Annotated in this window: 16 protein-coding genes; 6 read left to right on the top strand and 10 right to left on the bottom strand. The window is 59.0% G+C overall.

All coding sequences use genetic code 11. From position 1 onward, the window contains the following. Positions 1-31 precede the first annotated feature (31 nt). From nspC to PMI22_RS01685, 3 genes are all read left to right on the top strand, one after another. Positions 32-1,129, top strand: coding sequence for a carboxynorspermidine decarboxylase (nspC, locus tag PMI22_RS01675; RefSeq protein ID WP_007949143.1), 1,098 nt, complete (start codon positions 32-34; stop codon positions 1,127-1,129). Between the two features lie 27 nt (positions 1,130-1,156). Then, positions 1,157-2,401, top strand: a complete 1,245-nt coding sequence (locus PMI22_RS01680; RefSeq protein WP_033049769.1) for a saccharopine dehydrogenase family protein — start codon at positions 1,157-1,159, stop codon at positions 2,399-2,401. A gap of 203 nt (positions 2,402-2,604) precedes the next feature. After that, entirely contained in the window at positions 2,605-5,535 is a 2,931-nt protein-coding gene (locus PMI22_RS01685) for a sensor domain-containing phosphodiesterase (protein WP_007949141.1), read from the top strand. Between the two features lie 14 nt (positions 5,536-5,549). Here PMI22_RS01685 and PMI22_RS01690 read toward each other — a convergent pair whose 3' ends face one another. The 4 genes from PMI22_RS01690 to PMI22_RS01705 all read right to left on the bottom strand — a co-directional run bounded on the left by PMI22_RS01690 (position 5,550) and on the right by PMI22_RS01705 (position 11,348). Next, on the bottom strand, positions 5,550-7,115 hold the full coding sequence (locus PMI22_RS01690) for a methyl-accepting chemotaxis protein (protein ID WP_007949140.1): 1,566 nt from the start codon (positions 7,113-7,115) through the stop codon (positions 5,550-5,552). A 328-nt stretch (positions 7,116-7,443) separates the two neighbouring features. Further along, a complete protein-coding gene (locus PMI22_RS01695; protein ID WP_007949139.1) occupies positions 7,444-8,748 on the bottom strand; it encodes an NAD(P)/FAD-dependent oxidoreductase in 1,305 nt (434 codons plus the stop codon). Next, positions 8,745-9,833 carry a polyamine ABC transporter substrate-binding protein gene (locus PMI22_RS01700; protein ID WP_007949138.1) on the bottom strand — a complete coding sequence of 363 codons (1,089 nt, stop codon included), beginning with the start codon at positions 9,831-9,833 and terminating at the stop codon, positions 8,745-8,747. The genes PMI22_RS01695 and PMI22_RS01700 overlap by 4 nt, the downstream gene beginning before the upstream one ends. A gap of 156 nt (positions 9,834-9,989) precedes the next feature. Further along, positions 9,990-11,348, bottom strand: coding sequence for a glutamine synthetase family protein (locus PMI22_RS01705; RefSeq protein WP_007949137.1), 1,359 nt, complete (start codon positions 11,346-11,348; stop codon positions 9,990-9,992). A 162-nt stretch (positions 11,349-11,510) separates the two neighbouring features. Here PMI22_RS01705 and PMI22_RS01710 point away from each other — a divergent pair, with 162 nt between their 5' ends. Beyond that, a complete protein-coding gene (locus PMI22_RS01710; protein ID WP_007949136.1) occupies positions 11,511-12,431 on the top strand; it encodes a helix-turn-helix domain-containing protein in 921 nt (306 codons plus the stop codon). Positions 12,432-12,447: 16 nt separating this feature from the next. Here the strand turns inward: PMI22_RS01710 and PMI22_RS01715 are convergent, their stop codons facing one another. Continuing rightward, positions 12,448-14,832, bottom strand: a complete 2,385-nt coding sequence (locus tag PMI22_RS01715) for a DUF3772 domain-containing protein (protein ID WP_007949135.1) — start codon at positions 14,830-14,832, stop codon at positions 12,448-12,450. A gap of 154 nt (positions 14,833-14,986) precedes the next feature. Here PMI22_RS01715 and PMI22_RS01720 point away from each other — a divergent pair, with 154 nt between their 5' ends. Further along, the gene (locus PMI22_RS01720; protein ID WP_007949134.1) at positions 14,987-15,442 is read left to right on the top strand and encodes a hypothetical protein; all 456 of its coding nucleotides are present in this window, start codon (positions 14,987-14,989) and stop codon (positions 15,440-15,442) included. Here the strand turns inward: PMI22_RS01720 and PMI22_RS01725 are convergent. The 5 genes from PMI22_RS01725 to PMI22_RS01745 form a co-directional block, all read right to left on the bottom strand. Further along, positions 15,427-16,455: a DUF2955 domain-containing protein gene (locus PMI22_RS01725; protein WP_033049768.1), complete on the bottom strand. Its 1,029-nt coding sequence runs from the start codon at positions 16,453-16,455 to the stop codon at positions 15,427-15,429. The genes PMI22_RS01720 and PMI22_RS01725 overlap by 16 nt on opposite strands. Continuing rightward, positions 16,445-17,572 (bottom strand): HlyD family secretion protein, encoded by a 1,128-nt coding sequence (locus PMI22_RS01730; RefSeq protein ID WP_007949132.1) that lies wholly within the window; start codon positions 17,570-17,572, stop codon positions 16,445-16,447. The genes PMI22_RS01725 and PMI22_RS01730 overlap by 11 nt, the downstream gene beginning before the upstream one ends. A 2-nt stretch (positions 17,573-17,574) precedes the next feature. Beyond that, complete coding sequence (locus PMI22_RS01735; RefSeq protein ID WP_007949131.1) at positions 17,575-19,122, bottom strand: efflux transporter outer membrane subunit; 1,548 nt, start codon at positions 19,120-19,122, stop codon at positions 17,575-17,577. A gap of 78 nt (positions 19,123-19,200) precedes the next feature. Then, on the bottom strand, positions 19,201-19,833 hold the full coding sequence (locus PMI22_RS01740) for a response regulator (protein WP_007949130.1): 633 nt from the start codon (positions 19,831-19,833) through the stop codon (positions 19,201-19,203). A gap of 32 nt (positions 19,834-19,865) precedes the next feature. Beyond that, a complete protein-coding gene (locus PMI22_RS01745) occupies positions 19,866-21,233 on the bottom strand; it encodes a cache domain-containing protein (RefSeq protein WP_007949129.1) in 1,368 nt (455 codons plus the stop codon). A 301-nt stretch (positions 21,234-21,534) separates the two neighbouring features. Here PMI22_RS01745 and PMI22_RS01750 point away from each other — a divergent pair, with 301 nt between their 5' ends. Continuing rightward, positions 21,535-23,595 carry a carbon starvation CstA family protein gene (locus PMI22_RS01750; RefSeq protein ID WP_007949128.1) on the top strand — a complete coding sequence of 687 codons (2,061 nt, stop codon included), beginning with the start codon at positions 21,535-21,537 and terminating at the stop codon, positions 23,593-23,595. Position 23,596: the final 1 nt, after the last annotated feature.

Raw genomic sequence — 23,596 nt, 5'->3', positions numbered from 1 at the left:
TTTTGGCTGGCCTTGCCGGAGGCGCCTCGAAATGATCAAAACGCCGTACTACCTTATCGACAAACAAAAGCTGCTGGCGAACATGCAGAAGATTGCCTATGTGCGCGAACAGTCCGGGGCCAAAGCCCTCCTGGCGCTCAAGTGCTTCGCCACCTGGTCGGTATTCGACCTGATGCAGCAATACATGGACGGCACCACGTCGTCGTCGCTTTACGAGCTCAAGCTCGGTCGGCAGAAATTCGCTGGCGAGACTCACGCCTACAGCGTGGCCTGGGCCGACGACGAGATCGAGGAGATGCTCGAGAACTGTGACAAGATCATCTTCAACTCCATCAGCCAGCTGCAGCGCTACACCGAGGCTTCAGCAGGCAAGGTGCGCGGTCTGCGGGTCAACCCGCAGGTGAGCAGCTCGGATTACCTGCTGGCCGACCCGGCACGGCCATTCAGCCGTCTGGGCGAGTGGGACCCGGTGAAGATCGAACAGGTTATCGAGCAGATTTCTGGCTTCATGTTCCACAACAACTGCGAGAACGGTGAATTCGACCTGTTCGACCAGATGCTGTGCACTATCGAAGAGCGATTCGGTCATCTGCTGCACAAGGTCGAGTGGGTCAGCCTCGGCGGTGGCATCCACTTCACCGGTGACAACTACGCGCTGGACGCATTCTGCGCTCGCCTCAAGGCCTTCTCGCAAAAATACGGCGTACAGGTCTACCTGGAACCCGGCGAAGCGGCCATCACTCAGAGCGCATCGCTGGAAGTCACCGTGCTCGACACGCTTTACAATGGCAAGCACCTGGCGGTCGTGGACAGCTCCATCGAAGCCCACATGCTCGATCTGCTGATCTATCGCCTCAATGCCAAGCTGGCGCCGAGCGAAGGCGAACACACCTACATGGTGTGCGGTAAATCCTGCCTGGCCGGTGATATTTTCGGTGAATACCAATTTGATCGTCCGCTGGCCATCGGGGATCGCCTGTCGTTCATCGACGCGGCGGGTTACACCATGGTCAAGAAGAACTGGTTCAACGGCCTGAAAATGCCGTCCATCGTAGTGAAACAACTCGACGGTAGTGTCGAGGTGGTTCGTGAGTTTGGTTACAACGACTACATGTCCAGCCTTTCGTAAGCTGGCTGAGAAGGAGAGATAGATAAATTGAAGAAGAACGTACTTATCATTGGCGCAGGAGGTGTCGCCAAGGTGGTGGCCCACAAGTGCGCGCAGCACAACGATGAACTCGGTCGTATTGCTATCGCGTCGCGCAACATCTCCAAATGCCAGGCCATCATCGACAGCGTCAAGGCCAAGGGCAGCCTCAAACAGCCCGCAGAAATAAAGGCGTTCTCGCTGAACGCTCTGGATGTCGAAGCGACCAAGGCGCTGATCCGCGAAACCGAATCGCAGATCGTCATCAACGTTGGTTCCGCTTTCCTCAACATGTCGGTGCTGCGTGCCTGCATCGATACCGGCGTGGCCTATCTGGACACCGCCATCCACGAAGAGCCGGGCAAAATCTGCGAGACGCCGCCCTGGTATGGCAACTACGAGTGGAACCACCTCGAAGAGTGCAAAGAGAAGAACATCACCGCCATCCTCGGCGTGGGTTTCGACCCGGGTGTGGTCAACGCCTATGCAGCATTGGCGCAACAACAGTATTTCGACCGCATTGATTCGATCGACATTCTCGACGTCAACGCCGGTTCCCATGGCAAATATTTCGCCACCAATTTCGACCCGGAGATCAATTTCCGCGAGTTCACCGGACAGGTGTGGAGCTGGCAGAACAGCCAGTGGACCAGCAACACCATGTTCGAAGTCAAACGCACTGATGACCTGCCAGTCGTCGGGGCGCAGAACCTGTACCTGACCGGCCACGATGAAGTGCACTCGCTGTCGAAGAACCTCGACGTGCCTAACGTGCGTTTCTGGATGAGCTTCGGCGAGCACTACATCAATGTGTTCACGGTGCTCAGGAACCTCGGCCTGCTCTCCGAGCAACCGGTCAAGACTGCCGAAGGCCTGGAAGTCGTGCCGCTCAAAGTGGTCAAGGCCGTGCTCCCTGATCCGAGCTCGCTGGCGCCAGGCTACACCGGCAAGACCTGCATCGGCGATCTGGTCAAGGGCACCAAGGATGGACAACCGCGCGAGGTGTTCATCTACAACGTGGCCGATCATGAAGACGCCTACGCAGAAACTGACAGCCAGGGCATTTCCTATACGGCTGGCGTACCTCCCGTGGCGGCAGCTCTGCTGGTTGCCCGCGGCGTATGGGACGTTAAGCGCATGGCCAACGTCGAAGAGCTGCCGGCTGAGCCGTTCCTCAACGCGCTGGATGTGATGGGCCTGCCAACCCGCATCAAAGACGAGAGCGGAGACCGCCCCTGGAACGGCAACGCCTGAGACGCCAAATATCCAGGTGAATCCCGTTTGCCGCTCTAAACACAAAAACGCCGCTCTTTGAGCGGCGTTTTTGTTTGCTCTGTCTCGTAAAACGAATAAAACTATTGAAAAAAAATCGTATTCGCTATAAACGGGAAGCTCTCCGGCATATTGCCAGCAATCAGTCAGTGAGTATCGCCATTTCTTTGGCTAAGGGAGCGCTGATGGGTGTTCGTCCATTGACCGACTCCCTGCGGCAATCGAACGATTGCGACGTTGTCGCACCTCAACTGAAAGGGAACTCGGATACTCTCGGCATGGCCTACGCAGGCAACGAAAACACCATCGAATCTTTGCTGGCCTCAGCGCGCAGCTGGGCCCATACCACTGCGTGGGTGGTTTACCGCGCCGGCGAACAAATGCATTGGGTCGGGCAGGGTGACCCGGCACTGCCGTGGCCATCAAGTGTTGCCAATGAAGAGTTTGAAGCCTTTTGCCTGAGCCGGGGCTTGCACCGCTGGCCGACCGGCAGAGGCGAAAGTGAGCTGGGTTGGCTACTCGCGCCAGTCAATGATGCTGCGGAACCGGTGCTCGCCGAGTTTGCCCGGCGCCTGGGCAATGAGCTACAGACCAATACCCTCGCCCGTGCGCAGATTACTCAGCGTGTGCTGTATGAAATTACCTACCTGGCCAGTTCAACCCGCGACCGGTCGGTGTTTCTGGTGGGGGTTCACCAACTGCTGGCCAGCCTGATCGACGCCGAGAACTTCTATCTCGCGTTGTATGACCCGCACAGTGGCAAGATTGATTATCCGTATTACGTCGACATCATCGACGTCGATGCCGTTGAGGCCCAGCACTATGAGTTCCTTGACCCGTCGCACCTGTCATTGACCGGCCAGGTGTTGACCTCTGGCCAACCGTTGCTCATCGACTCCGCCGGTATCCTCGCGGCTCAAGCCGAGCACCGTTTCTACTGCGTGGGTGATCGTCCCGAATTCTGGATGGGCGCCCCGTTGAAAAACGCCTCGGATGACGTGTTTGGCATGCTTGCCATGCAGGTCTACGACGTTTCTCGTACCTACAGCGCTGAAGACCGCGCACTCTTTCTGGTGGTGGCGCGCCACGTGGCGATGGCGCTGGACCGGATTCTGCATCGCGAAGACCTGGAACAGACAGTGATGCGCCGCACCCTGGAGCTTTCGGCACTCAACGACGCATTGCGCCAGGAAGTGGCAGAACGAGAACGCGCGGAGCATCTACAGAGTGCGCTGTTCCAGATTGCGGAACTGTCGAGCCAGCCTGGCGACATGGCGGAGTTGTTTCGAACCCTGCATGGCATCGTCGATGATTTGCTGTTCGCGAAGAATTTCTACATTGCGCTGTTTGACGATGCGATCAGTGAAGTGACCTTTCCGTATTATGTCGATGAGCGGCAGACGATCTGCCCGCTGGCACGGCGTGGGTGCCGGGGCCTGACTGAATACGTTATCCGTCAGCGTCGGCCTTGTCTGATTGACGTCGGGGAGGCGGAACGATTGGCGGCGCACGGTGAAATCGAACTGGCCAATCAGTCTGTCCGATCCTACTCGTGGCTGGGCATTCCACTGTTCGATGGTGATGTGGTGCGTGGCGTGCTGGCGGTGCAAAGCTATACCTCGCAGGTGAGCTATACCCAGCGTGACCAGGAACTGCTGACGTTCGTGTCGCGTCACATCGACACCGCGTTGTCGCGACGCACCGCCGCCGAAGCGATTCATGTCGCCAACCTCAAGCTGGAAGCGCGGGTGCAGAACCGTACCCGTGAACTCGACCACGCCAATGCCAAGTTGCAACACGAAAACTCCCACGATGCGCTGACCGGGCTCCCCAATCGTACCTACCTGCAACAGCGCCTCAGCCAGGCCTGGTCGCGGTTCGGCAGCGAAGGCGGGCACCTGGCGGTGATGTTCATCGACCTCGACCGTTTCAAGATGGTCAACGACAGCCTCGGCCACCATTTTGGTGACTTGCTGTTGATGCAGGCCGCTCAACGTTTACGCGGCTGTCTACGTGAAACCGACATGCTCGCGCGCCTGGGGGGCGATGAGTTTTCGGTGCTGGCTCCCGAGGCGCCGCTGGACGTGGTGATCGAAATCGCCGAACGGATCCTGGTGGCATTTGACTTGCCGTTTTTCATCAGTGGCCACGAAGTTTTTTCGTCTTGCAGCATCGGTATCGTCAGCGCCGACAGTCAGTTTCATCACGAACCCGCCGACTTGTTGCGCGATGCCGATGCGGCGATGTACCGGGTCAAGAGTGCCGGGCGCGACAGCTTCGCAGTGTTCAACCAGGAAGTGCGCCGTGAAGTCTCGGACCAGATGGAGCGGGAAGGGGCTTTGCGCAATGCGCTCAAACGGACTGACGAACTGCTGCCGTATTTCCAGCCGATTGTCAGCGTCGACAGCGGCGAATTGTTAGCCCTTGAAGCGCTGGTCCGTTGGCATCAACCGGGCGGCCGGGTGATCGCGCCGGGCGAGTTTTTACCGGATGTCGAAGGCTTGCGCCTGATCGGTCGACTGGACCTGTACATGCTCACCAGCGTAGCGGGGATCCTCGCACAGCCCGAACATGCCAATTGGCCTGCGGTGCACGTCAATTGCTCAAGCTACAGCATGACGCGCCCGGACTTCGCCAGTGATGTACTTGCACTGTTGGAGCGGCACGGGGTTGCGCCATCGCGAATCTGTCTGGAGTTGACCGAAGGTGCGCTGGTGGCTGAGCCAGCCATTGCCCGACGGACCATGCAGCAATTGGCCGATAACGGCATGTCGGTGGTGCTCGATGACTTCGGTGCAGGGTTTTCATCCCTCAGTTATGTGCATCAATACCGTTTCAGCGGCTTGAAGATCGACAAGTCGTTCATTTTCGAACTGACCACCAGTGCTCGCAGTCGCGCAATCGTCCGGGCGATCGTGCGGATGGCCGAATCGCTGGATCTGAGTGTGGTGGCCGAAGGTGTCGAGGATGAGGCAACGCTGGACTTGCTGCGCGAAATAGGCGCAGGGCAGGCCCAGGGTTATTACTTTGCCAAGCCGATGGGGTTGGAGACGTTATTGGCGAGTTCGTTGATGGGCGTCCCGCCGGTTGCTGACCCACATCCGTGCAGGTCATGAACGGGCGCTAATGGCTACCGGTTAAAACGCTCGGCGAGGCTGTGCAGGTATTCAGCCATTTCTTCAAGATCCTGGCTGATCGCGGCGCCTTGCTTGGCCTGTCCGGCACTGTGATCACACAACTGAGCAATCCGCGTGATCTGTTGATTGATATCTTCAGTCACATGACTTTGCTCCTCGGATGCCGATGCCATTTGCTGGCTCATGGCGGTGATCCGGCTGACTGCTTGACTGATGCCGACCAGAGCCGACTGCACCGCCTCGACACGCTGCATGCTGTCGCGAGAAATCTGCTCCCCCTTATTGGCGGTGGATACTGCGCGATCGGCACCGCTGTTCAGTGAAGCGATGATGCCGTGGATCTGCTCGGTGGAGGTGCGGGTGCGTTGTGCCAGGGAGCGCACCTCGTCGGCCACGACGGCAAAACCCCGACCTTGCTCACCTGCCCGGGCCGCTTCGATGGCCGCGTTGAGCGCCAGCAAGTTGGTCTGTTCGGCAATCGACGTGATGACATCCACGACACTGCCGATCGATTGCGTCTCGCTCGCCAGGGCGTTGACTGCCTGACCGATTTCGTTGACGGCCCCATTCATGGCTTCCATGGCGTGCAGACTTTGCCGGGCCAGCTCACTGCCTTCCTTGGTCAACTCGTCCGCTTCATAGGCGGCCTGCGCAGTAATAATGACGTTTTGAGTCACTTCCTGGTTCGTTGCCGCCATCTGGGAGATGGCCGCAGCAGATTGATCCGTTTCACTGCGCTGGCGATCAAGCGACTGCGCCTGTGAACCAGAGAGTTCGGAGGACTGTGCCGCCTTGGCCTTTACATTGACCCCGGCATCGACAAGCCGGCTCAAGGCAGTCTGCAAACGAGCTTCCTCACTGAGCATGGCCATGTCCAGTCGCCCTTGGGGACCGTAGTTGTCGCTGAAGGTGAGCGCTACCAACGGGTCGGAAAATGCTTTCGGATGCTCGGCCAGTGTGCGCTCGATGGCCCCGCGATGTCGGGACTCGATCAAGTACCAGGCCAGACACAGGCTCGCCACCAGCGCTCCCTCAGCCGCCGTTTTTGGCAGCCACTGATAACCCAGCAGTGAAACCCCACCCACCATCAGTAATGGCCAGGCGTGTTGCAGTGGCCGGAACATTCGCGTGCTCAAGGCAACGATCGGCTTGCCCGCCCGCATCCTTGCATAAAGTGCGGTTGCGCGACGGATCTGATCACGGGTGGGCACCGAGCGAACCGACTCGTAACCACTCATGCGTCCGTTTTCATAGATAGGTGTGACGTAGGCACTGACCCAATAAAAATCACCATTTTTCGCCCGGTTTTTCACAATACCCAGCCAGGGTTTGCCTTGCTTGATGGTGTGCCACATATGAATGAATACCCCAGGCGGCATGTCGGGGTGTCGAATCAAGTTATGGGGCTGGCCGACCAATTCGTCGCCAGTGAAACCACTGATGGCAACGAACGCGTCATTGCAGTAAGTGATTCGGCTATCCAGATCGGTGATGGATATCAATCGTTGTTCGGCGGGAAATACTCTTTCATGCTCGGTGACGGGCAAGTTCACACGCATAAAACGCGATCCTTGTTGGGATTATTATTAGGATTTAAGGCATGTAAATCGGAGCTATTAAATCGCAGGTATGGCGCAACGGCATCATCCAGCAATAGCTGCTGCTGACTTCTACGCCCATTTTTCGCTGGGAAACCATTCATTCGGCGACAAACTCTTTTCATTCAATGACAACGTTCTTGCCACGCATGAATAAAGTTCAGGGTGAGGGGGGGGACTGACTGGGCTTGAACGGTGAGGGGCGGCGTTAACAGGGGGGAGGCCCGCCAACTGAAACCGGCAGGAGGCGCGAGGGGTGAGCCCCCTCGCAGAAGCATTCAGATAAGCGTCATCTACCCAGCATTTCCCGCATCCGATACCAAAGCATACCCAGCGCCAGCAGTGGCGAACGCAGGGTGCGGCCACCAGGGAAGGTCATGTGCGGCACAGCGCTGAAGACGTCGAAGCCTTGACTGTGGCCGGCGTGGATGGCCTCGCCCAACAGTTTGGCGCACCAGTGGGTGACGTTCAGGCCATGGCCGGAGTAGCCTTGGGCGTAGAACACGTTCGGGTGCTGGTTCAAACGGCCGACCTGGGGGAATCGATTGGCGGAGATGCCAATCATGCCGCCCCATTGGTAGTCGATACGCACCTTCGCCAATTGCGGGAATACCTTGAGCATCTGCGGACGCATGTACGCCGCGATATCGGCCGGATCGCGCCCGGAATAATGGCAGGCACCACCGAACAGCAAGCGCCGGTCCGCCGAGAGCCGGTAGTAATCCAGGCCGACTTTCTGATCGCACAGGGCGACGTTATGCGGGATCAGTTGGGCGGCAGCGTCCTCCGACAAAGGCTCGGTGGCGATGATGTAACTGCCCGCCGGGAGCACCTTGCCGCTGAGCTTGGGTTCGAGTTCCTCCAGATGCGCGTTGCAGGCCAGCACCAGGCTGCCAGCGCGTACCGTGCCACTGGCGCAGCGTACCTGCACGGTGCTGCCATGGATCAACTCCAGCACCGGGCTCTGCTCGAAAATCTGTACGCCCAGTGATTGCGCAACGTTGGCTTCGCCGAGGACCAGGTTCAGCGGATGCAAATGCCCCGAGCCCATGTCCACCAAGCCACCGGCATACACGCCGGAGTTCACCACGTGCTCGCGGATCTGCCCGGATTCGAACAAGCGCGTTTCGTGGGCGTAACCCGACTCCACAAGTTGCGCGTGTTCGGCCTTCAGTCCGGCGAATTGCGCCGCAGTATTCGCCAGCTCGCAGAAACCCCAGCGCAGATCGCAGTCGATGCCGTGTTCGCGGATCCGGTTGCCCACCACGTGCACCGATTCGATCCCGGCACGTTCCAGATAGCGCACACCTTCGGCACCGACGTGCTTGGTAAAACCGCTGACGTCATGGCCGATGCCGCGAATCAACTGGCCGCCGTTGCGTCCGCTGGCGCCCCAGCCAATCCGTCGGGCCTCCAGCAAGATCACCGAGAGCCCGCGCTGCGCCAGTTCGATGGCCGTGTTGATGCCGGTGAAACCGCCACCGATCACGCAGACGTCGGCCACCAGGTCCGAGGTCAGCGTGGGGCGCGACTTCAGGCCGTTAGCCGACGCGGCATAGTAGGAGTGAGCGTGTTCGTGGGTGTATTGATTCATTTGTTGGACTTCACTTTGCTCCAGGAACGGGTCATCAAACGCATGATCGCCTGGGGCGGGGTGGTCGAAATGTAGAGTTTGTCGAGGACGGCCTGGGGTGGGTAAACCTCAGGATTGTTCACAAGCTCCGCGTCCATGAATTCTTTCGCTGCCGGGTTCGGGTTGGCATAACCGACTGTAGCGCTGACCTTGGCGATCACTTGCGGGTCCAGCAGGTTGTTGATGAACGCGTGAGCTTCTTTGGGGTTGCTGGCATCGGCAGGCACGGCCAGCAAATCGAACCACAGGTTGCTGCCTTCCTTGGGAATGGCGTAGGCGATGTTCACGCCGTTCTTGGCTTCCTTGGCGCGGTTGGCGGCCTGGAACACGTCGCCCGAGTAGCCGAACGCAACGCAAATGTCGCCGTTGGCCAGGTCCGACACGTACTTGGATGAGTGGAAATAGGTGATGTAAGGGCGGATGGCCAACAGCTTGGCTTCGGCCTTTTTGAAGTCTTCGGGATTTTCGCTGCGCGGGTCCATGCCCATGTAATTGAGCATCGCCGGGAACACTTCATCCGCCGAGTCCATCATCGACACGCCGCACTGGCTGAGTTTCTTGATGTTTTCCGGTTCGAACAGCACGGCCCAGGAATCGATGCGATCGATGCCCAGCACTTGCTTGACCTTGTCGACGTTATAGCCGATGCCGTTGGTGCCCCACAGGTACGGCACCGAATGCGCGTTCTGAGGGTCGTTCTTTTCCAGCAAGGCCAGCAGTTTCGGGTCGAGGTTCTTGAAGTTTGGCAGTTGCTCGCGGTCCAGCTTCAGGAACGCGCCGGCTTTCACCTGACGTGCGAGGAAGTGGTTGGAGGGCACCACAACGTCGTAGCCCGTACGTCCGGCAAGCAGTTTACCCTCCAGGGTTTCGTTGGAATCGAAGACGTCGTAGATCACCTTGATCCCGGTTTTCGCCTGGAAGTCGGCGAGGGTGGTTTCGCCGATGTAATCGGTCCAGTTATAGACGCTGACCTGTGGCTGAGCCTGAGCACCGGCGCTGCACATCATCGCCAGCGCGAGCGGGACCACGGATTTCAATAGACGCATATCGACACCTTTCTAATTATTGGATTCTTCCCATGATCGTTCCCACGCTCTGCGTGGGAATGCCTCAAGGGACGCTCCGCGTTCCAATGGGACGCGGAGCGTCCAGGGCTGCATTCCCACGCGGAGCGTGGGAACGATCGTTGCCGTGGCAAGTGTTTAAACGCTGAGCATCAGGAATTCCCGCTCCCAGGAGCTGATCACCCGCTTGAAGTTTTCGTGCTCGGCACGCTTGACCGCGACATAACCGCGGACAAACTTGCTGCCCAGGTAACGCTCGACGATGGCGCATTCTTCCATCTGCGTCAGCGCGTCTTCGATGGTGATCGGCAAGCGCAGGTTGCGACGTTCATAGGCGCGCCCTTGCACCGCTGCACTCGGTTCGATGCGCTCGACCATGCCCAGGTAACCGCAGAGCAAGCTGGCTGCAATCGCCAGGTACGGGTTGGCGTCGGCGCCCGGCAAACGGTTTTCCACGCGCATGGCGTCAGGCGATGAAGTCGGCACGCGCAGGCCGACGGTACGGTTTTCTTCACCCCATTCGACGTTGACCGGTGCCGAGGTGTCCGGCAGGAAGCGGCGGAACGAGTTCACGTTGGGCGCGAACATCGGCAGTACTTTGGGAATATATTTTTGCAGGCCGCCAATGTGGTGCAGGAACAGCTCACTCATGTTGCCATCCGCGTCGGCGAAAATCGGCTGGCCGGTGGCGATGTCGACCACGCTCTGGTGGATGTGCATGGCACTGCCGGGCTCGTCGCCAATCGGTTTGGCCATGAACGTCGCCGCGACGTTGTGCTTGAGCGCGGCCTCACGCAGGGTGCGTTTAAACACGGTGATCTGGTCCGCGAGGTCCAGCGCGTTGCCGTGACGGAAGTTGATTTCCATCTGCGCGGGGCCGTCTTCATGGATCAAGGTGTCGAGGTCCAGACCCTGGAGTTCGCACCAGTCATAGACGTCTTCGAACAGGGGATCGAATTCGTTGGCGGCGTCGATGGAGAACGACTGACGACCGCTTTCCGCACGGCCCGAACGACCCATCGGCGCTTTCAGTGGCAAGTCCGGGTCTTCGCAACGCTGGGTCAGGTAAAACTCCATCTCCGGCGCGACAATCGGCCTCCAGCCTTTGTCGGTGTACAACTGCAGCACTTTTTTCAGCACGTTGCGCGGCGACAATTCAATCGGGTTGCCGAACTTGTCGAAGGTGTCGTGGATGACGATAGCGGTGGGCTCGATGGCCCATGGGATCACGTAAACCGCGTCGGCGTCTGGCTTGCAGACCATGTCGATATCGGCCGGGTCGAGCAGGTCGTAGTAGATGTCGTCGTCGACAAAGTCCCCGGTTACCGTTTGCAAAAGCACACTTTCCGGCAGGCGCATGCCTCGCTCATGCAGGAACTTGTTGGTGGGTGCAATTTTGCCGCGTGCAATGCCGGTCAAGTCGCTGACCACACACTCGACTTCGGTAATCTTGTGATCTTTCAGCCACGTGAACAGCTGATCGAAAGGGACATTCATAAAGACCTCGTTATTGGTTTTATTAACGTCGGGGGAGAGCGGTTTCATCCACCGCACTCTTCCCCTGAGACGCGTTGACGACTATCTTGGGCGAGCCTTGCGGTTCCATCTATCCACTTTAAGCAGCACCAAAACGCACCAAACGAGTGCGTAAGGTCCCCCATGTCAGCGTCCAGTCCGATACAGGTTCAAGCTTTCAACACCGAAGATGTCGCCGAGCAAATCCGCGCCACGCCGGGTTGGGTACAGCACTATCAGCAGATGTCTCCGGGGCATTTCGCCGGGCGTGTGCGCTACCTGGACTTGCACGGCGTGGAGATTTACGAAGAGCAGATGAACACCCGGGTCGAGCAGAATTTCAGTGCGCCCCAAGGTTCCCTGGCGTTCTGTTTTGATCGCAGCGACAACGCGCTTTACCTGCTCAATGGCGAAAGCCGCAACATCTGGATCACCCCCGAGAACTACCAGGAAATCGCCGTGGTGTTCGGTCCGGAGTTCGTGCAGCGTCAGGGTTTGAACGTAGCGCAGCTGGAGGGGTTGTTCATGTCGCCGCTGAACTCGGGGCAGAACGCATTGTTCAGCCGCTGGTTGAGCGGCACGCTGACCCGCCTGGGAGAAACACTCGACCCACCGAGCAAGGAAGCCTTGACGCAGCAGTTGCTGGAGGACTGTCTGTACATTCTCGACAACGCGAGTGTTTGCCTTGATCGTGGCGGCTTACAGCGTCGCACCGAAGCGCGCACGATCATGAAGCGCATCGGTGAGTGGGCTGCTGATTCCCCGGATGAAACCCTCAACCTGCTGGAGCTTTCCCAGGTCGCCGGGGTGTCGCTGCGCCAGTTGCAGCATGCCTTCAAGGCCTTCACCGGGATGACGCCGACCCATTGGCTGCGTCTGCGAAGGCTGAACAATGCCCGCCGTGAATTGCTCCGCTGTACGCCCAGCGAGACCACCGTTGCAGAAGTAGCGATGAATTGGTCGTTCTGGCATTTGGGGCGGTTTTCCAGCAGCTATCGGGCGTTGTTCAAAGAGTTGCCGAGTGAAACACTCAAGCGCGCGAGCCAACGCTTACTCAACGAATAAATCGACGGACTTATTCCTAGCTCCCCGGTTTGGCCAGTGCAATACCCGCCGCACCCAGACGTTTCAATATTTCGAACAACAGGTCGCTTTTGGTGACGCCGACAATTCTCGGGCTGCTGACGTAACCGGTGATGCTCAAGGTGATGCCGTCCGGGGTGAGTTTGCTGAATCGCACAAACGCCGCCGGTTTATCGAGGATGTTTTCGTTCTGCTGGTAGCAGTCGTACAGCAAGTCTTTTACCTGCTCCGGGTCGATGTCCAGCGGGAACACGAGGTCAAGTGTCGCGACCCCTTGCGCACTGCCGCCCAGGGTCACGTTACGCAGGTTTTGCGAGATCAGTTGGGAGTTGGGCACGATCACAATCGAGCGGTCGCTGAGTTGTATTTCCGTGGCCCTGACGTTGATGCGCCGGATATCTCCTTCCACGCCGCTGATGCTGATCAGGTCGCCCACCTTGACCGGACGCTCAGTGAGCAGGATCAGGCCGGAGACGAAGTTCTTGACGATTTCCTGCAAACCAAAACCGATACCGACCGACAGGGCACTGACAATCCATGCCAGGTTCGTCCATTCGATGCCCAACGATGACAGCGTGAGCAGAATCACCAGGATGTAACCGACGTTGGCGAACAGTGTGCTCAGCGAGGCACACATGCCAGGGTCCATATTGGTTTTCGGCAGGAACTCGTCATCGAGCCAGCGACACAGCGCCCGAATCAGGTAGACACCAATCACCAAGGCCAGGATTGCATTGAGCAAGTGACCCGGGATGATGTTCAGTTTTCGCAAGCCATCGCCACCAAGAATGGACAGCGCTTGGGTGACCAGTTGCCCGAGCGTGGTGCCAACGCCGCCGACAAACAGTGAAATGACGGCCAGCAGTAATAACGCCGCACGACCGGCCCCGGACAAGATGACCTCGGCTTGCTCAAGCCGTACATCGCCAACCCCCAGCAATTGTTTTATCGCCTTGCCGCTCGGGCTCCTGGGTGAGAACAGGTACTCGCAACAGTCTTTGAACAACTGAATCAGGATGTAGAAGCCGGACAGGATGATGAACGCCCAGACCAGTTCGTAAGTGATGAACCTTGCCAGGGAGACGTAGCCGATCAACAGCGCAAAGATGGAGATAATCAGCGCGATAATCGTGCCGGAGTAAATCAGGCCGGCCAGGGTACTACTCTCTTCAGAGGCATCGCCGGCGGCCACGACCTCTCTTTGAGCGTGACTGGCACGGCGGAACAACAGGATGAGCAGCGCCGTGACCACAATTGCGATCAAGCCTCGTCCCAACAGAACGGCGGGGCCACTCATGCCCGTGACATTGGTGATTTGCGCCACCGTGACCAATATCAGCAGGGTGGCGGCCAGTATTTTGGGGAAGGGCTTCATCGCCTCGGCGACGGAGTCGTCGATATCCGGTAGCCGCCAGGAGGGGTGCTGGTTCGCCAGCATTGCCCGACTCAACCCGGTGATCAAGACGCAGGTATAAATGAGTTTTTCGAATTCCTCGGCGAAGGTCTGCATCATGGGCGATAACGGCTGATGTCGCGTCAGTGCATAAAACACCAATTGCAACGCAAAGGCGGTGGTCAATACGGTTGCAAATACCGACGCCAGCGCCAGCGCGCTTCGACGCAATCGCCCTACAGGAAGGCGATGTATGCAAATCCAGGTGAGCCCCTGATCGGCGACTCTACGGCCCCAGATCCAGATGGCCAAGGCCAGCACGATCAGCAGGCCCGTAACCAGACGTTTGCCGGGTTGCCAGGCGGCCGCGAGGGCTTTTTGGGTCTGGTCAATGAAATCGTTGAGGCGCAGGCGATCTTCCGCCAGCGGATTGATCAACGGCTCCCAAAAATCCCGTGCCAGGACGCTGCCACTGCGAAGCGTGACTTCGCTTTCCAGCAGGCTGCGCCGAATGGCGGCAATTTGAGTCAGCAGTTCGACGGCGCTGCCTCGCAGGGCCGCCAGGTTCTTCAAGGTGGCGTCGATCGTTTTCTTTTGCTCGGAAATATCGGTCCTCTGGGTGGTAATGTCCGATTTCTCTACCGCGACATCACCGAGAGAAACGGGGCCGCTCAATACATCAAGTTGAGCTTGTAATTGTTTTTGTTCCGGCAGAAGCGATGACTGCAGGGTGTCCACGTCCTTGATAAACACCTGAACGGAATCCTGCAGGCCGACCATCAGGGTGACGTTATTGGCCACTGACACCTGTTGTTTAATCAGGTCCAGCCGCATTTGCAGGGCTTGCAGTTCACTCGAAGACACCACCACCGGCGGCGCTTCCGAGGCAATGATTGAAGACGGCGTCGGTTCAGCAGCAGACAGGGCTGCGCCACTTTGCACCAATAACGCGAGCGCGACGAAAATCACTGACATCAATGTATGACGCATAGGCGTGCGCGGCTCCGTGTTTGGTCACTCAGCCTTTGAGGTTAGGTCATCAGGATGAAACGATCGAAAAGTTTCATGATCTACACTGCTATAGGCTTAATCACACGCGGGATCGGTGGGCAACAGCTCACGGGGTGTCGCGCAGGAGATCCTCATGCATAAGTTGTCTTCCATCAGCCTGTGCGTTGCGTTGTCGGTGTCATCTGCGCAAGGCTGGGCTGAAACCGTGGTGCCCACCAAAGGCCAGACCTCACAACAAACCCAGTTGGACATCAACGAATGCCATAGCGTGGCGGCCAGTCAGGCGGCTTCGACCGATACTTCCAGTTCGGGAGGACGGATGCGTGGAGCGGCGGTCGGTGCTGCGGCCGGCGCCGTCGCAGCCGAAACGCGCGGGCGCCAGCATGACGAGTTTTACGACGGCGCCAACGACGACGTGAAGCAGGAGTATCGGCAGGATCAAGCTAAAGGCGCGGCGGCAGCCGGTGTCGTCGTCGGTGGTTCGCGTCAGCGTCAGGAGCGCCGGGCTGATGAGAAAACCAGTACTGCCACCACCTCGACGGCCTATACCAGTTGCCTGCAAGGGAAGGGGTATCAGGTGACGCCCTGAGCCTGTGCCCGGGGTTGCCGGTCAAGTAGCCGGACCATCAGGCAGGCGTACAGCGTGACCGCGATGAACAGCCCCATGCGTACGGCGAAGGCGGTGTAGACGTCTTTGCCCAAAGCGCTGTCCTGCACGGACTGGCCCAGCAGGATGATCAAGGTGATAAAGGTGTTGAGCCACAACCCCGGCCCAAACCGGCTCGGGCTCAGGGCATACAGCTTGCGCGCCAGGATCAGGCCGAACAGTAGCGTCCACAGGTAGAACATCCATAGGTGCACAAACAGGCTCAGAACGCACCAGAACACGATGGCCAACAAGCCGCCGAGCAACGTGGCACCGACCAGTTCGCGACCGGCATTGCGAGCGTCAGTCGTATTGCATTGCTGCCCCAGGCCGACCGCTTTCAGGATAATCGGCAGATAACTCGCTGGGTCGATCATTGCCAGCAGGAACGTCGGCAAGACAATCAAGGTCGCACGCAACGCAATCCGACTGGCTTCTTCGCCCACTGGCGGTTTGGCAGCGGGCGGCGACGGCGCATTGGCAGGTTCGGGGAAAAGCCAATGGCTGATCCCAACCACCATCACCGCCATCAACAACCCCTTGACCAGCGCCCCAATGACCATTGCCGCCGCTTCGAACTCGGCGACGCCTGCCGAGGAAATCATGGTCAGGCCCATTACCAGCAAGGTCACGATCAGGTTATTGCCGCCACTGAGCCCCCACCGGAAGACCATGAACAGGCTGACGGTGACCAGCAGCACGCCGGTCACCGGGTAGTAGCGCAGGATCGGGATCAAGACCAGGCCGATACCGGTGGTCAGCATCGCCACCAGCGCGAGAACAATCGCCGCCTTGAAGGGCAGCGGACGATTGACCGCGGCCAGAAGGATCAGGCACAACACCGGCGCGAGAAATGGTATCGGCAACGCCAGGCCGAAACTGATGGCCAGGCACAGTGCGGTGCCACTGGCCAGCCGCAAGGCACGCTGCTCCCGTGGAGAGCGTTTAGTAGGCATAAGACAACCAGCTCATCAGGCGAAAATATATCCGGCCAAGCGGGTTGAGCAGATTGCTTTCCGAGGGGAACGCCATGACTTCAGCCTGGCCACCGGCACGAATTCCACCACTGCCAAGCAGCGCGCTCTTGGACTCCGGGGAAAACTCGATGATCACCGGGAACCGTTGGGCGGGTCGCAGCCAGTCCCGACTGTTTTGTATGCCGGGCAAGGTGCCGGGCGGGGCCGGCTGCCCGACGCTGATGCCATAACCGACACTGCGTACATGGCCGGAGTAGACTTCGCCCGGCAGCGAATCGAGCACAATGGACACCGGTGTGTCGGGTTTGACATGACCGAGATTGTTCTCGGTCATGTCGGCAGTGATCCAGATGTCCTGAATGGTAATCAGGGTCATGACCGGGCCGCCCGCCGAGGCGAATTGCCCGACATCGGTGCGCAGGTCGGTGATCAGTCCTTCCGAACGCGCGCGTGTTTGCGTATTGGCCAGGTCCAGTTCGGCTTTTGACAGGTTCGTAGCGGCACTGCGCAACTTCGCGTTGACGTCTTCGCCGCCGCCTTCCGTTTCTTTGGCTCGCTGAACTTCGGCGCGGGCGGCGGCGGTTTGACTGACTGCCGCATCGCGGGTGGTGCGTGACATTTCGAGCACGCGCACGGAGATGGTCCCGCGGTCCTCGCGGTACAACCCTTCGAGGCGCTGATTCTCCTGACGCGCCTTGGTTTCATTGGCTTGGGCGGCGCGCAATGCCGCTTGCGCCGAAGCAATCCCGGCGGTGCTGGCTCCCAATGACCGGCGTGCAGTCTCAAGGTCGGCGCGGGCGCGATCGACGGCAATCTGAAACGGCGCCGGGTCCACCGCGAAGAGCACGTCGCCAGCCTTGACGATCTGATTGTTGTGCACGTTCACCAGGATCACCTTGCCCGCGACTTCCGATGCCACCGGAATGACAAAGGCGCCCACTCTCGCTTGTTGCGTATAAGGCGTGAACCGGTCGGCCAACAAGTACCAGACCAGGCTCAGGATGATCAATATCAACACCCACTTGATGCCTTTTTTCACCGGGTCGGCCGCTACCGGTTCGGAGGCGTCGGGGGAGGGCTGCGAGGCTTCACTCATGGTTATTTTCCTTGGTCTGGCAGCGGGTATGCGGGCACTGCGGCGGCGGGATCTTCAAGCATGTTGCCCCAGTCTGTGCGTTCTTCCATTACGTGGCGGGTGGCCGAGTCCACATATGGCAGCGAGGAATACCAACCACCGCCCAAGGCCTTGTACAGGGCGATGACATTGCTCACCGCGTTACCGCGTGCGAGCAGGTAATTGTCCTGTTGTTGGAGCAGCGCACGTTGGGCGTCCAGCACCCGTTGGAAATCGGCGTAACCTTCCCGGAATTGCACGCTGGCCAGCACCAGTGAACGTTCGGCAGCCCCTCCGGCGTCGCGCAGGATGCGTTCGCTTTCCAACGACTGGATCAGGCCGTTGGCCGCGTCATCGGCCTCGCGAGCAGCCTGACGAACTTTATCGCGATAGGCTTCGATCAATTGCTGCAACCGCGCGTCCTGGACGCGCACGTTGTTGGCGATCAGCCCGTGATCGAACACATTCCAGCGCAGACTGGGACCACCGATCAGGTCCAGGCTGTTGGAGGTGCCACTGAGAGAGTCCGCCGACCAGACAATGCTGCCGAGCAGAGTCAACGATGGATAGAAATCGGTTTCGGCCACACCGACCAGCGCGCCTTGGGCGGCGACGTTGAGTTCGGCGGCGCGTACGTCGGGCCGACGCAGCAGCAGGTTGGCCGGTACATCTTGCAGCACGGCGCGATCGACCAGCGGGACCAGACTATTGTTATCGATCACCTGTGGCAGGCTGCCCGGCGGCTGCCCGATCAGCACGGCCAAGGCGTTACGCGTGCGTTGCAACTGGTCCAGGAGGTTGGGAATACTGGCCAACGTGCCCAAATATTGGGTTTTGGCCTGTTGCAGGTCGAGCTCGGCATCCTGGCCGCTGTTGAACAGTTTTTCGGTGATCTCGTAATTGCGCTTTTGCTGCGCAGCGTTTTCACGCGCGACGCGCAAACGGGAGTCTGTAGTGCGCAACAAATAATAGGTGTCCGCCACTTGGGCTCGTAGCAGTACAAGGGCGTCTTCATAGTTGGCCTGCGCGGAAAAATAAGCCGCATCGGCCGACTCGATGGCTCGACTGAAACGCCCCCAGAAGTCAATCTCCCAGCCGATGTCAAACGCGGCACTGTGTTGCCACAAATGGGTGTCCTGCGGATTGTTGCCACCATATTGGTTACGATCAATGTACAAATTGTCCGTGCTGACTTGCTGCAATTGCGGGTACAGCCCGGCTTGCGTAATACCCAGTTGGGCGCGGGACTCCATGACGCGCAAGCCGGCAATTTTAAGGCTGGAGTTGTAAGCATCCGCTTGGGCAATCAGTTTGTTGAGCACCGGGTCGCGAAAGATTTGCCACCACTGTCGCAGATCAGGATTGGGCCCGCGTTGGCTCGCTTGTTCGAGGGAAGGCGTGTCCCATGTTTTGATCCACTCCTCAGCCGGCGGCTGGAAGTCCGGTCCCAGACGAATACAACCGCTCAGGGCCAGCGCCCCTAGCAGAATGAGATGGCCTGGCTGCAACTTAAGGGAAAGACCTTGGGGCATTGCGCTGTGTCCAGCCAAGAAAGATTACTGGAGCATAGACGGCCGAGAGAATTGTCGAGCGGAAGGCGTTTTTTTTTCTTACCGCGAAATAATTCCGTGATCGATCGCGTATTTGACCAGCGCGGCCGGTTTGTCGATATTGAGTTTGCGACGGATGCTCAAGCGATGGGTTTCGACGGTCCGCACACTGATGTCCAGTTCGCGGGCCATTTCCTTGTTGTTCAGGCCCTGCGCCATTTTGTACAACACCTGGCTCTCGCGCGGCGTCAGCTCATTGTCCGTGGTTTTATCGGCGATGAGCCGCTGGGCAATTTCGGCGCTGTAGAACGTACCGCCGCTGGCAATGGCTTCGATGGCGGCAATGATTTCCCTCGATGGAGAATTTTTCAGCACATAGCCACTGGCGCCCGCACGAACGGACTCGCTCACGTATTCGTAATTGTCGTACATGCTCAGCATCAGGACCTTGAGCGAGGGGTACTGGCTGCGTAGCACGCGCGTCAGTTCAAGACCGTTCATGTCGCGCAAGCTGATGTCGACCAGCAACAGGTCCGGCTGGCAACGTCCGACCATCTCGATAGCCTGTGCACCGCTTTCGGCTTCGCCCACCACTTCCAGGGGCGCCATGACCGCCAGCAGCGCTTTGATCCCGTCGCGGACCAGAGAGTGATCGTCGACCAAGGCGACGCGGATCGGGTAGGGCAGGTTCATTGCGGGTATCCACTCTTGTTTTAAGGGGGCGGTCAGCGTTTCGTTGCGGGCGCTTTCATCGGCAGCTGCACGTCCAGTTCACTTCTGCCCGGCACCGATATCAGTTCGAAACGTCCGCCAAAATGCTCGACACGTTCACGGATATTACGCAGGCCAATGCCCGCATGGCGACGTTCGACCTGGGAGACGTTGAAACCGATACCGTCATCGACCACGCTCAGGCGGACCGATTCTTCAGCGCCGTGCAGCGTGATGGAAACGTTTTTCGCTTGAGCGTGGCGTTCGATATTGGTCAGGCCTTCTTGCACAATCCGGAACAGCGCGACGGCCGCGCCATCGACCAGGTGACAGGCGAATTCATTGTCGTCGTAGGTCACTTTGAGACCGCTGCGTTGCTCGAATTCGGCGGCGAGCTGGCCAATGGCTGCGGGCAGGCCCAAGGTGTCGAGCAACGATGAACGCAGGTCGTGCGAGAGGCTGCGGACCTCACCAATGGCTTCGCCCAGGCGTTCGGTGGCGTCCTTCAACGTGCTCAACCCCTTGTCATGCCCCTGTTCATTCTCCAGCAGGTGGCTGGCCAGTTCGAAGCGAAACTTGATCGACACCAGCAACTGGCTGATGCCGTCGTGCAGCTCCCGGGACACCCTTGAACGTTCTTCCTCTTGCAGGCTGACGATACGCTGGGTCAGACGCTGCAACTTTTTGTCCGCCAGGCGATGCTCGCTGACGTTGAGGGTCATGCCGCTGGCAAACACGAACAGCACCGCCACGAGCGCCACGACGGCAATCGCCAGCATGGTTTTGCGGATGCCCTGAGCCACTTCGTCACGCGCCTGTTGGGTGGCGCGTTCAACGTCCTCAAGGTAAATACCGGTGCCGAGCATCCAGCCCCAACGGTCCAGCATCACCACGTAGGCGAGCTTGTCGGTCACCTGGCCGGAGGAGGGTTTGATCCAGGTGTAGCGCTGAAAGCCTTCGCCTGATTGCGCACTTTTGAGCAATGCCTGTATCACCGGCAAACCGTGTGCGTCTTTCATGTCCCACAGGTACTTGCCCACCAGTTCGGTCTGGCGCGCGTGCATCAGGCTGCGGCCTTCGCGGTCGTAGACGAAGAAGTAGCCATTGATGCCAAAGCTGAGCTTGCGCAGTTCTTCCAGGACTTGCCGTTGGGCGTGCGCGTCGCCGTGGCCGTCGTCGTACAGCGGCGCTATGAGGCTTTGCGCCATTTCGACGTAGTTTTTAAGTTCGGCACGCTTGCTGGCCAGGATACTGTCTTCGATCAGTTGCGCCTGTTGATCGCCCAGTTGTCGGTTGAGCGAAATAACCAGCGCGCAGATCACCGCGATGGCCAACACCAGCGGCAGAATCCCGAGCGCGACGATTTTGTGTTTGAGCTGCATCCTGGCTCCTGACCGAAGGAAGGCAAAGGCCCGGCATCATAGGCCAAAACCTGTGGGAGCGAGCCTGCTCGCGAATGCCATCGGTCATTCAATATCAATGTCGTCTGGCACACCGCCTTCGCGAGCAGGCTCGCTCCCACAGGAAATCAACTTCGTCTACGTAGAACTACGTAGACGCCACGTACGTAGTAACGCGGATTTATTTGTAGACGGCATGCGGGGATATTGGGCGAGCTCCGCTCCGCGGACACAATTATAAAAATTACCGCCGCAGTCACTGGCTGTCGGCAGGAGACACGCTATGCCCCGTCTGGCTAAACACCTCGCCTGGTTTGCCGTGGCTGTTCTGGGAGCGATTGCGCTAAGTGTCGTGGCCCTGCGCCGCGGCGAAGCGATCAACGCCCTCTGGATCGTAGTCGCAGCCGTCGCCATCTACCTCGTTGCCTACCGCTATTACAGCCTGTTCATCGCCACCAAGGTGATGCAACTGGACCCCAATCGTGCCACGCCCGCAGTCATCAATAACGATGGCCTGGACTTCGTGCCGACCAACAAACACGTACTGTTCGGTCACCACTTCGCGGCCATCGCCGGCGCCGGACCTCTGGTCGGGCCGGTGTTGGCAGCGCAGATGGGCTATCTGCCCGGTACGCTGTGGCTGATCGCCGGCGTCGTGCTGGCGGGTGCCGTTCAGGACTTCATGATCCTGTTCCTGTCCACGCGCCGTAACGGTCGTTCCCTGGGCGACATGGTCCGTGAAGAAATGGGCCGCATCCCCGGCACCATCGCGCTGTTTGGCTGCTTCCTGATCATGGTCATCATCCTCGCGGTGCTGGCGCTGATTGTGGTCAAAGCCCTGGCAGAAAGCCCATGGGGCATTTTCACGGTGATGGCGACCATCCCAATTGCGATGTTCATGGGCATTTACATGCGCTACATCCGCCCGGGCCGTATCGGTGAAATCTCCGTGATCGGCGTGCTGTTGCTGCTGGGCTCGATCTGGCTGGGTGGGCAGATTGCCGCTGACCCGGTCTGGGCCAAGGCCTTTACCTTTACCGGCATTCAGATCACCTGGATGTTGATTGGCTACGGTTTTGTCGCTGCAGTATTGCCGGTATGGCTGATTCTGGCCCCGCGTGACTACCTGTCGACCTTCCTGAAAATCGGCACCATCGTCGCCTTGGCCATCGGTATTCTGGTGACCATGCCCGATCTGAAAATGCCGGCGCTGACCCAATTCATCGACGGCACGGGCCCTGTGTGGAAGGGCGGACTGTTCCCGTTCCTGTTCATCACCATCGCTTGTGGCGCGGTCTCGGGTTTCCACTCGCTGATCGCTTCCGGCACCACGCCGAAGCTGTTGGCCAATGAAGGGCATGCCCGTTACATCGGTTATGGCGGCATGTTGATGGAGTCGTTCGTGGCCATCATGGCGATGGTTGCCGCCTCGGTGATCGAGCCGGGCGTGTACTTTGCGATGAACAGTCCGGCGGCATTGGTCGGTGCGGATGCGGTTTCCGTCGCTCAAACCGTTAGCAGCTGGGGCTTTGCCATTACACCGGAAGCTCTTCAAGCGGTGGCCCATGACATTGGCGAAACCAGCATCCTGGCCCGTGCCGGTGGTGCGCCGACCCTGGCGGTCGGTATCGCGCAGATCCTGCACCAGCTGCTGCCGGGTGAAAACACCATGGCGTTCTGGTACCACTTCGCGATCCTGTTCGAAGCACTGTTCATCCTGACCGCTGTCGACGCCGGTACCCGTGCCGGTCGCTTCATGCTCCAGGATTTGCTGGGCTCCTTCGTGCCGGCGCTGAAGCGCACTGACTCCTGGACCGCCAACCTGATCGCCACCGCCGGTTGCGTGGCGATGTGGGGCTACTTGCTGTACCAAGGCGTGATCGACCCATTGGGTGGCATCAACACCTTGTGGCCACTGTTCGGTATCTCCAACCAGATGCTGGCCGGTATCGCGCTGATGTTGGCGACCGTTGTGCTGATCAAGATGAAGCGCCAGCGTTATGTGTGGGTCACCATGCTGCCAGCAGTCTGGTTGCTGATTTGCACGGTGACTGCGGGCTACATCAAGCTGTTCGACGCCAACCCGGCCATTGGTTTCCTGGCCCTGGCCAAGAAGTACAGCGACGCGCTGGCCAACGGTCAGGTGCTGGCCCCGGCCAAGAGCATCGACCAGATGCAGCACGTGATCTACAACGCCTACACCAACGCAACACTGACGGCGCTGTTCCTGTTCGTGGTCTTCAGCATCCTGTTCTTTGCCCTCAAGGTCGGTATCGCCGCTTGGGGCACCAAGGAACGCACGGATAAAGAAGCGCCTTACCAGGCGATTCCGCAGGCTTCTTGAT

This window comes from Pseudomonas sp. GM21, from assembly GCF_000282215.1.
Lineage (GTDB): Bacteria > Pseudomonadota > Gammaproteobacteria > Pseudomonadales > Pseudomonadaceae > Aquipseudomonas.
The sequence above is the reverse complement of the archived record's forward strand: the minus strand, read 5'-3'. Positions and strand labels throughout refer to the sequence as shown.

Excerpts from the sequence above, each read along its gene's own strand:
- nspC (WP_007949143.1), top strand. The coding sequence starts at position 32 with ATGATCAAAACGCCGTACTACCTTATCGACAAACAAAAGCTGCTGGCG.
- PMI22_RS01685 (WP_007949141.1), top strand. The coding sequence starts at position 2,605 with ATGGGTGTTCGTCCATTGACCGACTCCCTGCGGCAATCGAACGATTGC.
- PMI22_RS01690 (WP_007949140.1), bottom strand. The coding sequence starts at position 7,115 with ATGCGTGTGAACTTGCCCGTCACCGAGCATGAAAGAGTATTTCCCGCC.
- PMI22_RS01695 (WP_007949139.1), bottom strand. The coding sequence starts at position 8,748 with ATGAATCAATACACCCACGAACACGCTCACTCCTACTATGCCGCGTCG.
- PMI22_RS01700 (WP_007949138.1), bottom strand. The coding sequence starts at position 9,833 with ATGCGTCTATTGAAATCCGTGGTCCCGCTCGCGCTGGCGATGATGTGC.
- PMI22_RS01705 (WP_007949137.1), bottom strand. The coding sequence starts at position 11,348 with ATGAATGTCCCTTTCGATCAGCTGTTCACGTGGCTGAAAGATCACAAG.
- PMI22_RS01710 (WP_007949136.1), top strand. The coding sequence starts at position 11,511 with ATGTCAGCGTCCAGTCCGATACAGGTTCAAGCTTTCAACACCGAAGAT.
- PMI22_RS01715 (WP_007949135.1), bottom strand. The coding sequence starts at position 14,832 with ATGCGTCATACATTGATGTCAGTGATTTTCGTCGCGCTCGCGTTATTG.
- PMI22_RS01720 (WP_007949134.1), top strand. The coding sequence starts at position 14,987 with ATGCATAAGTTGTCTTCCATCAGCCTGTGCGTTGCGTTGTCGGTGTCA.
- PMI22_RS01725 (WP_033049768.1), bottom strand. The coding sequence starts at position 16,455 with ATGCCTACTAAACGCTCTCCACGGGAGCAGCGTGCCTTGCGGCTGGCC.
- PMI22_RS01730 (WP_007949132.1), bottom strand. The coding sequence starts at position 17,572 with ATGAGTGAAGCCTCGCAGCCCTCCCCCGACGCCTCCGAACCGGTAGCG.
- PMI22_RS01735 (WP_007949131.1), bottom strand. The coding sequence starts at position 19,122 with ATGCCCCAAGGTCTTTCCCTTAAGTTGCAGCCAGGCCATCTCATTCTG.
- PMI22_RS01740 (WP_007949130.1), bottom strand. The coding sequence starts at position 19,833 with ATGAACCTGCCCTACCCGATCCGCGTCGCCTTGGTCGACGATCACTCT.
- PMI22_RS01745 (WP_007949129.1), bottom strand. The coding sequence starts at position 21,233 with ATGCAGCTCAAACACAAAATCGTCGCGCTCGGGATTCTGCCGCTGGTG.
- PMI22_RS01750 (WP_007949128.1), top strand. The coding sequence starts at position 21,535 with ATGCCCCGTCTGGCTAAACACCTCGCCTGGTTTGCCGTGGCTGTTCTG.